Source organism: uncultured Parasphingopyxis sp., assembly GCF_937129435.1.
Taxonomy (GTDB): domain Bacteria; phylum Pseudomonadota; class Alphaproteobacteria; order Sphingomonadales; family Sphingomonadaceae; genus Parasphingopyxis.
On the sequence record NZ_CAKZNF010000077.1, the window covers coordinates 1 to 13,304 of the forward strand.

The following is a 13,304-nucleotide window of genomic DNA, read 5'->3' on the forward strand; positions in this document are numbered from 1 at the left end:
CCGCCTTCCGCAAGATGCGCGAGCAGATAGACGACATGACGAAGCAGGCCGAATTCGGCGCCGGCGAGCATCAGGACGTCCTCGAGACGTACAAGATGTTCGCCTATGACGAAGGCTGGAGCCGCCGGATCAACGCGGCGATCGATTCCGGCCTGACGGCGGAAGCCGCGATCGAACGCGTCCAGCAGCGGACCCGTTCGCGCATGCGCGAGATCGACGATCCGTTGCTCGCCGAACGGATGCACGATCTGGAGGATCTGGCGAACCGGCTGATCCGTATCGTGTCCGGCCAGTTGGGCACAGCGGCGCAAATCGGGCTCCGCAAGGATTCGATCCTGATCGCGCGCAATCTCGGCCCGGCCGAGCTGCTGGAATATGACCGGCGCCGGTTGAAGGGCGTGGTGCTCGAGGAAGGCTCGCTGACCGCGCACGTCATCATCGTCGCTCGCGCGATGGGCGTACCGGTATTAGGCCGGGTCAAGGACATCAGGCGGCAGGTCAGCGAGGGCGACGAGCTGCTCCTCGATGTCGGCGAAGGCACGCTCTATGTCCGGCCGTCCACGACGATGGAGCAAGCCTTCGAGGGCAAGCTGGCATCGTCGCAGAAGAAACGTGCCGAGTTCGCCAAGCTGCGCGACGCCGAGCCGGTCACGCTCGACGGGCACAGGATGACGTTGATGTGCAATGCCGGGCTGCGCGAGGATATCGAGACCGTCAACGTCGCCGGCGCGGACGGCATCGGCTTGTTCCGGACGGAATTCCAGTTTCTCGTTTCCGCAACCTTGCCGCGCCGGGAAGCGCAGCAGAAACTCTACAAGGACGTGATCGAGGCCGCGGGCGACAAGCCCGTCACCTTCCGCACGCTCGACATCGGCGGCGACAAGACCGTCGCCTATCTTCGCAACGATATCGGCGAGGAGGAAAATCCCGCCATGGGCTGGCGCGCGCTCCGGCTTTCGCTCGATCGCGAAGGGCTGATGAAGGTGCAGGCGCGGGCGTTGATCGAAGCGGCGGCGGGCAGGGAATTACGCGTCATGTTTCCGATGGTGTCCGAACCCTGGGAGTTCGACGAGGCGCGCGCGCTGTTCGAGGCGCAGCGCGTCTGGCTCGAAGACCATCACCATCGCCTGCCCAGCGAAATCTATTATGGCTGCATGCTCGAAGTGCCCGCCCTGGCGGAGGCGCTCGACATTCTCCTGCCGCATCTCGATTTCCTGTCGATCGGGACCAACGATCTTACCCAGTTCCTGTTCGCGGCGGACCGGGCCGACCCGCGGATCGCCGATCGCTACGACTGGCTGAGCCCGGCCATCCTGCGCTTCCTGCGCCGGATCGCCATCCAATGCGCCGAAGCCGAGGTCCCGGTCACGGTCTGCGGCGAAATGGGTGGACGCACGATCGAGGCGATGGCGCTCATGGGGATCGGCATCGAGCGCCTGTCGATCACCCCCGCCGCAGTCGGCGCGATCAAGGCGATGATCCGCTCGGTCGACCTTTCGCTGCTGCGCGAGCAGATGAAAGAATGGCTGGCCTACCCGCCGCACGACATGCGCACCGCTCTACTCGACTATGCGGAGCAACGGGGCGTCGCAATCAACTGACAAGGACACACCGAAAAGCCCCCGAAATCCTTGACATCACTATGATCGGCTTGCGACAGCCGAACGCGGGTCGAGACCACGAGATCGTATAAAAAAATCGGGGACGCACATGCCGGACGAGGACGTCGAAGACGAACAACTCTTCGAGACCTTGGTGGGAACCAAATTATCCGAAGCCCGCGAAGCGAAGGGCATGGAACTTGACGAGATCGCCAAGTCGACACGCATCCCCCTGCGCCAGCTTCAGAATATCGAAAATGCCGATTACGACGCGCTTCCCGCACCGACCTATGCGGTCGGCTTCGTCAAGGCCTATGCCCGGGAAGTCGGCCTCGATCAGAATGCCCTGGCCCGGCAGTTTCGCGAAGAGATCAGCTATCGGCCGCGGTCCGAGGCCCATACCGAATATTTCGAGCCGACCGATCCAGCGCGGGTGCCGCCGCGCGGCCTGGCATGGATCGCCGCAGCGATCGCGATCGTCCTTGTCGTCGGCTATCTGATCTGGCGTAGCGGTGTCTTCGACGGTTCGATGTCCGATCGCGCCCGGCTGGCGGCCGAAGGCGGCAATGCGGAATCTGCCGAAGCCGCCGGGTCGGTTGGTGGAACGACCGAAGCCGCGCCCGATCCGGCCTCCGCTACCGGGCCGGTGGTGCTGGAAGCCGAGGATACCGTCTGGCTGCGGGTCTACGACATGGAATCGGGCGACCGCATTTTTGAATCGGAACTGGCACCGGGCGACACCTATACCGTGCCTGCCGATGCCGCAGCGCCGGCGATCCGCACGGGCCGTGCCGATGCGCTGCGCGTGACGGTCGGTGGCCGGCGTGTCGCGCCGATCGGGCCGCCGCAGACGATCATCAGCGATGTCAGCCTGCTGCCTCGCGACCTGGTCGGTCGCCGCGCCGCTTCCGCCAACGATGGCGATGAGCGAAGCGCGGCGGATAGCGGCGGCGGTGGCGCCCGGCCCGGATTCAGTGGTGAATAGCCTTCATGTTGGCGACAGGATGGGCCGGGCATGAACGATGCGCTATATTCGGCCTTCGGGGGAGAATGACATGCGCAGACTGATGATCCTGGCCCTGGTCGCGAGTATTGCCGCGCCGCCGGCATTGGCGCAGAATAATGTCGACCGGCGGGTCGAACGGCTCGAAAGCGAGGTCCGCGCCCTGCAGCGTCAGGTCTTCCCCGGCGGCAATCCCGACTTCTTCCAGCCAGACATTCAGCCGGGCCAGCCCGGCAGCCTCCCCGGAAACCCGGCTTCCGCGCCGCTCACCGACCTGACCGACCGCGTCAATTCGCTCGAACGCCAGCTGCAGACGCTGACGGGCCAGATCGAAGAGAACAGCTATCGGCTGCGGCAGCTGGAAAGCATGATCGAGGGAATGCAGGCGCAGTCCCGGCCGGCATTCGACGGCGAAACGAACGATGGCGGGTTCGATGTCGGACCGACCGAGGATCCCGACACCGGCGCACCGACCGGCGTTCGCCCGATCGAAACGCCAGCGTCCGACGAGACAGCTGCCGATGCGGACACGCCACCGGACATGCCCTTCACCCAGAGCGACGAACCGCCGCTTCCCGACGATCCGGGCGAAGCGAGCTATGTCCGCGGCTACCGGTTGTGGCGCGACGGCGAATACGCCGCGGCGCGCACCCAGTTGCAACAGACGGTCGAACAATATCCGGGCCATCGTTTCGAAAGCTATGCGCGCAATCTGCTGGGCCGCGCCTATCTCGACGACAACAAGCCTGCCAACGCGACCGAGATCTTCGTGCGTAACTATCAGGAACTGCCCAATGGCGACCGCGCCGCGGACAGCCTGTTCTTCCTTGGCGTGGCGCTGACCCAGCTCGAATACAACGAACGCGCCTGCCTCGCCTTTGACGAATTGCGCGACGTCTATGGCGACGAGCTCCGGAGCACGATCGCCGAACAGGTGCCGTCCGCGCGCCAGGCCGCCGGCTGCCGGTAGCGCGCCTGGCGGGCGCACCTTTGGCCTCGTCAATGGATAGCGACAAGTTCCGCCACGAATGCGAGCGGCTGACAGGCGATACCTTTGCCGCGGGCCGCAGGCTCGGCCTCGCCGTTTCGGGCGGTCCTGACAGCCTCGCCCTGCTAATCCTTGCCGCAAAGGCATTTCCCGGCGCGATCGCCGCTGCGACGGTCGACCATCAATTGCGCGCCGAAGCCGCTGACGAAGCGGCCCATGCGGCCGCCATCTGCTCCGGTCTCGATGTGCCGCACACCATCCTGACACCGTCCGCGCCGATCACCGGCAACCTTCAGTCCGCTGCCCGGCGAGAGCGATACGCACTGCTGGAGGAGTGGCGCGCGGAAAGCCGCCTCGCCTGGGTCGCCACCGCGCACCATGCCGACGATCAGCTCGAAACGATGCTCATGCGCCTGCTGCGCGGCAGCGGCGTCGACGGTCTCGCCGCGATCCGGCCCGTCAACGGCCATGTCATCCGCCCGTTGCTCGGATGCCGGAAAGCCGAGCTGGAAGCCATCGTTGCAGCCGAAGGCCTCACCGCCATTCGCGATCCGAGCAATGAGGACGATCGGTTCGACCGGACCACCATCCGCCAGGCGCTCGGCGCCCTGCCCGACGTCGCGCCCGACCGGATCGCCCAGAGCACTTCCGCCTTTCGCGAGGCAAGCGAGGCGCTGGCCTGGGCTGCAGCGGATCAGGCGGAACAACGCGTTCGCGAGACCGCAGACGGCCTGGCCTTCGATCCGGAAGGTCTGCCGCGCGAGATCGTTCGCCGCGTTGTCATCTCCTGCCTCGACCGGATCGAGCCCGGCCGGCCCCCGCGCGGCCCGGCGCTCGACGAATTGCTCAAGACGCTGACCGAAGGAAAGACCCGGACGATGGGGGCGGTGTTGTGCCGGGGCGGCGCCATCTGGCAATTTGCCCTCGCGCCCAAGCGTCAGCATGGTTAGACTTGGCGAAGAGGCTTCAGCGAAGGAGCGGCCCGGCATGGAATTCGTCAAACTCGAATCGGATATCCCGTCCTGCTGCCGGCTCGCCCTCGTTCCGCCGGATCTCGACGCCGAAGCCCATATCGCGCAGCTGCCGAACCAGACCGACAATGCCGATCTCGCCAATCCGCGGCGGCACAAATGGATCTTGTTCTCGCCGAAGCACGAAGTTTCGCCCGTTTACAAGCGCTGGCCGGAGTTGCAGCGCTTCATCGACGATTTTCCAGGCAAGTGCCTGTTCGCGCAGGTCAGCATGATGGAGCCGGGCGCGCGGCTGGGCATCCATCGCGACGGCTATGCGCCGAACGGCGAATTGATGAAGAATTTCAAGCTGTTCAACAGCACGCTGCGCTTCCACATCCCGCTCCGCACCAGCGCGAACGTCCATATCTATTCCGACGGCCAGCTCTACCATATGGCCGAGGGCGAGTTGTGGATGCTCAACAATATGAAGACGCATTCGGTGGTCAATGACGATCCGGAGATTCAGCGCTATCACCTAATCTTCGATGTCCGGCCGAACGAGGATACGATGGCGCTGATCGAGGCGGCAGACCCCGATCTCGGCGTCGGCGACCGGGCGACGGTCGAGCGGATCTGGCCGCGCGAAGCCGCCTGAACCCGCCATTCCGGCGCTCACGCAATGTTCATTTGCGCGCGGTAATTGTGTTTCCGGCGTGAAATCCTATTTTGGGGCAAAGCGTAAAGGCAAAAGCATATGAACGACGATCGCGATCCGCAGCAAGGCGGCCCCAGCCCGTGGGTGAAAAGCCTGTTCATCTGGGCCGGCATCCTGTTCGCCCTCGTCATTTTCGTGACGATGTTTGGCGGTTCGCAGTCGAGCGCCGATGAAACGCTCAGCTATTCCGAATTCCTCGACCGGGTCGAGGAAGGCCAGGTCGCGCAGGTCGAGATCAACCAGGGCTTCGTGAACGGCACGCTGACCAGTCAGGAAACCTTCCGCACCGACCTGCCGCCCGGCGTCGCGATCCCCGTCGAATCGATGCGCGAGAACAATGTCGCGATCCAGGGCCGGCCCGAGGAACGCGCGGGCATATGGACCTATATTCTCGTCAACCTGCTGCCCTTCATCCTGATCTTCGGCATCGCCTTCTTCGTGATCCGGCAAATGCAGAAGAATGCCGGTTCGGGCGCCATGGGCTTCGGCAAGTCGAAGGCCAAGCTGCTGACCGAGAAGCAGGGCAAGGTGACCTTCGAGGACGTCGCCGGCATCGACGAGGCGCGCGAGGAATTGCAGGAAATCGTCGAGTTTCTGAAGGACCCGGGCAAGTTCAGCCGCCTCGGCGGCCAGATTCCCAAGGGCGCGCTGCTCGTCGGCTCGCCCGGTACCGGCAAGACGCTGCTCGCCCGCGCCATTGCGGGTGAGGCGGGCGTCCCCTTCTTTACCATTTCGGGCTCGGACTTCGTCGAAATGTTCGTCGGCGTCGGCGCGAGCCGCGTCCGCGACATGTTCGAACAGGCGAAGAAGAACGCGCCCTGCATCCTCTTCATCGACGAGATCGACGCCGTCGGCCGCCATCGCGGCGCCGGCCTCGGCAACGGAAACGACGAGCGCGAACAGACGCTCAACCAGCTGCTCGTCGAGATGGACGGCTTCGAGGCCAATGAAGGCATCATCATCATTGCCGCAACCAACCGGCCCGACGTGCTCGATCCGGCGTTGCTGCGCCCGGGCCGCTTCGATCGCCAGGTCGTCGTGCCGCGCCCCGATATCGAAGGCCGCGAGAAAATCCTCGCCGTGCACATGAAGAAGGTACCGCTGGCGCCCGACGTCGATCCGCGCACGATCGCCCGCGGCACGCCCGGCTTCTCCGGCGCCGATCTCGCAAACTTGGTCAACGAGGCTGCGCTGCTTGCCGCGCGCAAGGGCAAGCGTCTCGTTGCCATGAACGAGTTCGAAGAGGCCAAGGATAAGGTCATGATGGGCTCGGAACGCAAGTCCATGGTCATGACCGAGGAAGAGAAGAAGGCGACCGCCTATCACGAAAGCGGCCATGCGCTCGTCTCGCTCCATGTCCCGGGCTGCGATCCGTTGCACAAGGTGACGATCATCCCGCGCGGCCGCGCGCTCGGCGTGACCTGGAACCTCCCCGATCGCGACCGCTATTCGATGTCGATGGAGCAGATGAAGGGCCGGCTGGCGCTGTGCTTCGGCGGTCGTATTGCCGAACAGCTCATCTATGGCGAGGACAGCCTCAACACCGGCGCTTCAAACGACATTCAGCAGGCGACCGACCTCGCCCGTTCGATGGTCATGGAATATGGGATGAGCGAAAAGCTGGGCTGGCTGCGCTACCGCGACAATCAGGACGAGGTGTTCCTCGGCCACAGCGTCGCGCGCAACCAGCAAGTCTCCGAGGAGACGTTCAAGCAGATCGACGCCGAGGTTCGCCGTCTGATCGAGGAAGCCGAAGCGACGGCGCGCAAGACGCTGACCGACAATCTCGACGAGTTGCACAAGCTTGCCCAGGCGCTGCTCGAATATGAGACGCTAACGGGCGAAGAAGCGAAAAAGGCGATTGCGGGTGAGGATATCGGCCGCGACGACCATCGCGACCAACGCCCTGTGTCGCAGACCACCGGTGGATCGAACATTCCAAAGACCAAGCCGAAGAACCGTCCGTTCGGCGGCGCGGCGCCCGAAGGCGCCTGACGGCTCCATCACTGGATCGCGAAAGGGCCCGCCCCACCGGCGGGCCTTTTTGTGTTAGCCGAGTGCGCCTATTCCCAACAACAGCGTGAAGAACAGCGTCGCCGTGATGAAGCAGAAATTGGTGAGGAGGATCGTGCGTATCAGGGCGCTGACCCAGTGCAGGCGATAGGCGCCCTTCAGCTGCCGAAAGATGTGGATCGGCGGAATCAGGAGCGCCGATAGGACAATCACCGCCTCGTGCACCCGCATCAGGCCGAGAAGCGTGAGTGCGATCGCCAGCAACGACATGAACGATAACGAGTAGGTAACGAATACGGTGTGGTCGTACATCCGGAACCGGCGCGTCCAGAAGAACAGCAGCCACACGAACGGCACCGAGATCGGAATCAGCAGCCAGGAGAATTTGTAGAAGTTCGACTGCAGCTTGTAGAGCGCGAGGCTGGGGTTTTCCCTGAGCTTCTCGATGCCCTTGTCGAGCCGGTCCCAGCCGGTTCTGATATCGGCGCCGACAAGCTGGAAACCGCCGTTACCTCTCTCGCCTTGGAGTTCGGCGAGCGTGCGTTCGACCTCGACAGCTGCCGCTTCGTCTCCCCCGGCCAGCCGCTCCAGTGTAACGCGTCCCTCTTCGAAATGGGCGATCCGGGCATCGAGCGCCGCCGCTTGCTGCTCGAGGGCTTCGCGCTCCGCACCCGAACCGGCTTCGGCAATTCGCTCTTCAAGATCCGCCCGGTTCTCGCGCGCTTCAGCGAGGCTGTTGTCGAGACCTTCGAGAGCAGCCTCGGGATTCAGGAGCGGCGCGGCATTCTCGACATCGATATTCGAGAGCGACAGTCCGGCCGCCGAGAATATCGCGAACATCAGGAAGACCGAGAACAGGAACATGCCGAGCGGCGAGACGAATTTGGCGCGCTCGCCATGGGCATAGCGCCGCGTCAGTTCGCCGGGCCGCCAGATGAGCAGCGGCAACGTGCGCCAGAACTTGCCGTCGAGATGGAGCACGCCATGGACGAGATCGTGCAGGATCGCCGTCAGCGTCCGATGGACATGCGCTTTCTGGCCGCAAAAATGGCAATGCGGCCCCACCAGTGGGACAGAACAATTGGCGCATTCGGTCTCATGACCACCGGCCCTGCCCTCTCCCGCTTCGGGTTCGACAGCGCGCGCGGCAAGGCCGCCCGTGATCGCCGCGCCGATATTGTCCAACCCGTCGTCCATTGTTCCCCCGAACGTTCCGCCGTTTCCGCGCGGAAGCCAGCGTGATATGGCAAGCGCCATGAACGAGCAACGCCCCTTTGCCGAAGCCGAAACGCTGATCGCCGACATGGGAACGCGTGCACGCCATGCCGCCCGCGCACTCGCAGGCGTTGCAACCGAGACCAAGGCCAAGGCTCTCATAGCCGCCGCGCGGGCGCTGCGTTCGTCGAAAGCGGACATCCTCGCCGCCAATGCCGAAGACCTTGCCCGCAGCGAGAGAAAAGGGCTGAGCGCGGCGATGCTCGACCGGCTTCGGCTCAACGACCAGCGGATCGACGGAATCGCCGACGCGCTGGAATCGGTCGCAAAACTCGAAGATCCGGTCGGTCAGGTCATCGACGAACGCGAGCGGCCAAATGGGTTGCGGCTGTCGCGCGTCCGCGTTCCGCTGGGCGTTGTGGGCATCATCTACGAGAGTCGGCCCAACGTAACCGCCGATGCCGGCGCGCTCTGCCTGATGGCGGGCAACGCAGCGATCCTGCGCGGCGGATCGGAAGCGACCGGTTCGAACCGGGAAATTCATGCCTGCCTCATTGCCGGTCTTGCGGAAGCGGGCTTGCCCGAAGATGCCATCCAGCTTGTGCCCACCACCGATCGCGCGGCGGTCGGCGCGATGCTGAAAGCGAGCGGCTTGATCGACATCATCGTCCCGCGCGGCGGCAAAAGCCTCGTCGCCCGCGTGCAGAACGAGGCGCGGGTGCCGGTGCTCGCGCATCTCGACGGCATTTGCCACACCTTCGTTCATTCTTCGGCCGATCCGGCCATGGCGCGCGATATCGCCGTCAACGCCAAGATGCGGCGAACAGGCATTTGCGGGGCGATGGAAACATTGCTGATCGACCGCGGCTTTCCCGAACCGGGGATGCTCGTTTCAGCCCTCATTGAGGCCGGTTGCGAGGTGCGGGGCGATCCTGCCATCGCCGCGCTCGATAGCCGCGTGCTCGCCGTCGATGCCGCCGACTGGAACACCGAATATCTCGAACCCATCGCCTCGGTTGCCATGGTCGAGGGCACCGATGCGGCGATGAATCATATTGCCGAACACGGATCGGGACACACCGATGCGATTATCGCCGAGGACAAGGTTGCGACCGCGCAATTCCTTGCCGGCGTCGACAGCGCCATCGTCATGCACAACGCCTCCTCGCAATTCGCGGACGGCGGCGAATTCGGCCTTGGTGCTGAAATCGGCATCGCCACCGGGCGGCTTCATGCGCGCGGTCCGGTGGCGCTCGAAGGACTGACGACCTATAAATGGATTGTGCGGGGAAGCGGACAGGTTCGCCCCTGACCGTGCACGGGCTCCATCCCAAATCGCGGGAGCGAAACTAGCCATGAAAATGAAACGCCTCGGCCGGACCGGCCTGATCGTCTCCGAACTGTGCCTCGGGACGATGACATTCGGCGGCACCGGCATGTGGAAGGCCGTCGGCCAGACGCAGCAGGACGAAGCCGATACGATCTTCAAGGCCGCACTCGATGGCGGCATCAACTTTATTGACACCGCCAACATCTATTCGACCGGTGAGTCGGAAGAAATTACCGGGCAGGCGATCCGGAATGCCGGGATCGCGCGTAGCGACGTCGTGCTCGCGACCAAGGTCATGGGTCAGATGGGCGAGGGACCGAACGATTGCGGCGCATCACGCCATCACATCATGGACCAGGTCGATGCCAGCCTGAAGCGGCTCCAGACCGACCATATCGATCTCTACCAGATCCATGGCTGGGATCCGGTCACGCCGATCGAGGAGACGTTGCGCGCGCTCGAAGATTGCGTGCGAACGGGACGCGTCCGCTATGTCGGCGTATCCAACTGGGCGGCGTGGCAGATCGCCAAGGCGCTCGGCATTTCCGAACGGCTTGGCCTCGCCCGCTTCGAAACGCTGCAGGCCTATTACACGGTCGCGGGACGCGATCTCGAACGCGAGTTGATCCCGATGCTGCAATCGGAGTGCCTCGGGCTCATGGTCTGGAGCCCACTTGCGGGTGGCCTTCTGTCGGGCAAGTTCGATCGCGACGGCGAGAATGACAACGAGAACTCCCGCCGTTCCGGCTTCGATTTCCCGCCCGTCAACCGCCCGCGCGCCTTCGATGCCGTCGATGCCATGCGCGAAATGGCCGATGGCCGCGACGGCGCCAGCGTCGCCCAGATCGCATTGGCTTGGCTGCTCCACCAGAAAGCGGTCACGAGCGTCATCATCGGCGCCAAGCGGATCGATCAACTCGAAGACAATCTGAAATCGGTCGATATCGAACTGACCGAAGACGAACTGTCACGCCTCGACGAAATTACAAAGCTGCCGAGCGAATATCCGGGCTGGATGTTCGAGCGGCAGGGCGAAGCCCGGCAGCAATTCGCCGAAAGCTAGGCGGATGCGCGGGCCGCGTCGATTTCGCGGACCCGCGCAATCCATTCCTTGTTGATCGAATCGCCGACTTTCCTGAGCCGCGTCTCCAGCGTCAGGCCTTCCGGCACCGTCAGTCCCAGCTCGCTCGTCACTGCGGCAAAGAACGCCATCGGGTCGGCGACCATGTCCTCGTAATAATAGGTCGTCGCGGCATTCCCAAGTGCCGCGAGGATACGCTCGTGACGGTCATGGACGTTCTGAACAACCTGGCGATGCTGCACGATCCGGTCATAATCGAAAGCATCGCGATCGACGCCGCCCTGCCCGCCGTCGGTGCTGTGGTAATGACCAGTCAACCTCCCCTTGAAGATCGACACCGCCTGCGCCGTCGTGTCGCGGCGGCGCAGATGGACGAAATGCAGCCCCTCGCGAAATTGGTCCAGATAACCGAGCAGCGCAGCCCCCGCGATGCTCATCGGGATCGATTTGCAGGCGAAAATGTCGCCGGCCTGGTTGTCGAGGATATGCTGCAGGCACGCATTATGGTCGGCGAGGCCATGACGTTTCCGGTATTTTTCGATCGCCCGGTACGAAAACCATTCGTGCATCCGGCCCAGCGATGGATGGTTCGAAAGCAGCTCGGCCGCATAGGTGCTGCCCGAACGACCGGCATAGAGAAGGACAAGCGTGCGCTTGCCGTTCCGCCGATAGGTGGTCGGCCGGTCCGCCATAACCATCTTTTCGCGCACCTTTTCGACAAAGGCGGTATCGATAGTCTCCACGAGCAACCGCACTGCTGGCTGGGCCAGCGGATCGAAGGCTGCCAGTGAAATTTGGTCGTCGCGATCCATGTTGTCCACTTGATACTCCATGTAGTGGCGGACACCCTACTGCCGACCCGACGGACCATAAGCAATCAGCAACCCAGGGGATTCTCACTGCAAGCCGTTTCCCTTGCCGTCACGGGAAGGCTATGCGGCCCTCATGACAAAGGGCGCAACCGGGCTGCTTGGCGGATCGTTCAATCCGGCGCATGGCGGACATCGCTCGATCAGCCTGTTCGCGATCGACGCGCTGGCGCTGGATGAAATCTGGTGGCTCGTCTCGCCCGGCAATCCGCTTAAAGCCAAAAAGGGCATGGCGCCGCTTGCCGCGCGGCTCGCATCGGCGCGGGCGATGGCACGACGGGCACCGATCCGCCCGACCGCAATCGAAGGCGAATTCGGCACGCGATTTACCGTCGATACACTCGCCAGGCTGCGCCGCCGCTATCCGAAACGCCGTTTCATCTGGCTGATGGGGTCGGACAATCTCGCCCAGTTCCACCGCTGGCGCGACTGGCGGAGAATCGCGCGAGAAAACGTCATTGCTGTGATCGCGCGCCCCGGCTATGATGATGATGCCAGGGCCGCACCGGCCATGGCTTGGCTGCGGCGCTTCGTCCGGCCCGCAAGCCAGTCGCGAAACTGGACCGATTGGAGACCGCCGGCGCTCGTGTTTTTGCGCTTTCGACCCGATCCCCGTTCCGCCACCCGCCTGCGGCAGCAAAACCCGCAATGGCATCTTGCATTTCGCTCAACAGCCGCGCGCGACCCGGTCACGCGACGGCGCATCCCATAGGAGACATCTTGCCCGCTTCATCTGCTGCGACGCTCCCGAACTCCGACGCCCAAGAGGCCGAAGATCTCCACAAGCTCATTTTGCAGTCTCTCGATGACGATCAGGCGCAGGAAGTGACCTCGATCCCGCTCGCCGGAAAATCCTCCATCGCCGATTACATGGTCGTCGCCAGCGGCCGATCGACGCGCCATGTCGCCGCCGTCGCCGAAAAGCTGGCGGAACGGATCAAGGCGGAAACGGGGCGCCCGGTGCGGATCGAAGGACTGCCGACGGCTGACTGGGTGTTGATCGATGCCAATGACGTCGTCGTCCATCTTTTCCGGCCCGAAGTGCGCAGCTTCTACAATCTGGAGCGGATGTGGGGATTCGGCGACGCTGCCGAGGCGAGCTGAAGCTGAGTCTTTCGATCCACATCGTCGCGCGCGGCAAGATCGGGCGCAGCGCAGAAGCCGACATTATCGACCGCTATCTGAAGCGGATCGACTGGGATGTCCGCATTAGCGAGATGCCCGATACGGGCGGCAAGCTGCCCCCTACGCCGCGCGACGGCAAGACGATCGCTCTCGACGAACGCGGCAAGACGCTGACATCGGTCGAACTCGCGAACAGGATCGGCGACTGGCGCGATGAGGGCATTCGCGAGATTCGCTTCCTGATCGGCGCGGCGGATGGACTGTCCGGGGAGGAACGTGCGGAGGCCGATCTGTTCCTGTCCTTCGGCGCGCTGACCTGGCCGCATATGCTGGCGCGGGCGATGCTGGCAGAGCAGCTCTGGCGGGCCAGCGCGATACTTGCCAACCACCCCTATCATCGCGAAGGATAGC

The 13,304-nt window shown here is 63.8% G+C and carries 13 protein-coding genes; 11 read left to right on the plus strand and 2 right to left on the minus strand.

Annotated features, from left to right (window positions below):
• The 6 genes from ptsP to ftsH form a co-directional block, all read left to right on the plus strand.
• The coding region (gene ptsP, locus Q0139_RS12080; RefSeq protein ID WP_298022203.1) for a phosphoenolpyruvate--protein phosphotransferase at window positions 1–1,601 on the plus strand (1,601 nt) is incomplete at its 5' end.
• A 109-nt stretch (window positions 1,602–1,710) separates the two neighbouring features.
• A complete protein-coding gene (locus tag Q0139_RS12085) occupies window positions 1,711–2,586 on the plus strand; it encodes a helix-turn-helix domain-containing protein (RefSeq protein ID WP_298022206.1) in 876 nt (291 codons plus the stop codon).
• A gap of 70 nt (window positions 2,587–2,656) precedes the next feature.
• The gene (gene bamD / locus Q0139_RS12090) at window positions 2,657–3,574 is read left to right on the plus strand and encodes an outer membrane protein assembly factor BamD (protein ID WP_298022209.1); all 918 of its coding nucleotides are present in this window, start codon (window positions 2,657–2,659) and stop codon (window positions 3,572–3,574) included.
• Between the two features lie 32 nt (window positions 3,575–3,606).
• Window positions 3,607–4,542 carry a tRNA lysidine(34) synthetase TilS gene (gene tilS, locus Q0139_RS12095; protein WP_298022212.1) on the plus strand — a complete coding sequence of 312 codons (936 nt, stop codon included), beginning with the start codon at window positions 3,607–3,609 and terminating at the stop codon, window positions 4,540–4,542.
• Window positions 4,543–4,579: 37 nt separating this feature from the next.
• Window positions 4,580–5,200, plus strand: coding sequence for an aspartyl/asparaginyl beta-hydroxylase domain-containing protein (locus tag Q0139_RS12100; protein ID WP_298022215.1), 621 nt, complete (start codon window positions 4,580–4,582; stop codon window positions 5,198–5,200).
• Between the two features lie 99 nt (window positions 5,201–5,299).
• Window positions 5,300–7,255, plus strand: a complete 1,956-nt coding sequence (gene ftsH / locus Q0139_RS12105; RefSeq protein WP_298022218.1) for an ATP-dependent zinc metalloprotease FtsH — start codon at window positions 5,300–5,302, stop codon at window positions 7,253–7,255.
• 54 nt (window positions 7,256–7,309) lie between these two features.
• Here ftsH and Q0139_RS12110 read toward each other — a convergent pair whose 3' ends face one another.
• Window positions 7,310–8,470, minus strand: coding sequence for a DUF3667 domain-containing protein (locus Q0139_RS12110; RefSeq protein WP_298022221.1), 1,161 nt, complete (start codon window positions 8,468–8,470; stop codon window positions 7,310–7,312).
• A gap of 58 nt (window positions 8,471–8,528) precedes the next feature.
• Between Q0139_RS12110 and Q0139_RS12115 the strand changes: the two genes are divergently transcribed.
• Window positions 8,529–9,800, plus strand: coding sequence for a glutamate-5-semialdehyde dehydrogenase (locus Q0139_RS12115; RefSeq protein ID WP_298022224.1), 1,272 nt, complete (start codon window positions 8,529–8,531; stop codon window positions 9,798–9,800).
• A gap of 43 nt (window positions 9,801–9,843) precedes the next feature.
• On the plus strand, window positions 9,844–10,881 hold the full coding sequence (locus Q0139_RS12120; RefSeq protein ID WP_298022227.1) for an aldo/keto reductase: 1,038 nt from the start codon (window positions 9,844–9,846) through the stop codon (window positions 10,879–10,881).
• Here Q0139_RS12120 and Q0139_RS12125 read toward each other — a convergent pair.
• Entirely contained in the window at window positions 10,878–11,711 is an 834-nt protein-coding gene (locus Q0139_RS12125; protein WP_298022296.1) for a Stf0 family sulfotransferase, read from the minus strand. The genes Q0139_RS12120 and Q0139_RS12125 overlap by 4 nt on opposite strands.
• A 133-nt stretch (window positions 11,712–11,844) precedes the next feature.
• Here Q0139_RS12125 and Q0139_RS12130 point away from each other — a divergent pair, with 133 nt between their 5' ends.
• Genes Q0139_RS12130 through Q0139_RS12140 form a run of 3 tightly spaced genes read left to right on the plus strand, consistent with a single transcriptional unit; the run spans window position 11,845 to window position 13,303 of the window.
• Complete coding sequence (locus Q0139_RS12130; RefSeq protein WP_298022229.1) at window positions 11,845–12,480, plus strand: nicotinate-nucleotide adenylyltransferase; 636 nt, start codon at window positions 11,845–11,847, stop codon at window positions 12,478–12,480.
• A gap of 8 nt (window positions 12,481–12,488) precedes the next feature.
• A complete protein-coding gene (gene rsfS / locus Q0139_RS12135; RefSeq protein ID WP_298022233.1) occupies window positions 12,489–12,872 on the plus strand; it encodes a ribosome silencing factor in 384 nt (127 codons plus the stop codon).
• 2 nt (window positions 12,873–12,874) lie between these two features.
• Complete coding sequence (locus tag Q0139_RS12140; protein WP_298022299.1) at window positions 12,875–13,303, plus strand: 23S rRNA (pseudouridine(1915)-N(3))-methyltransferase RlmH; 429 nt, start codon at window positions 12,875–12,877, stop codon at window positions 13,301–13,303.
• The last annotated feature ends 1 nt before the right edge of the window (window position 13,304 follow it).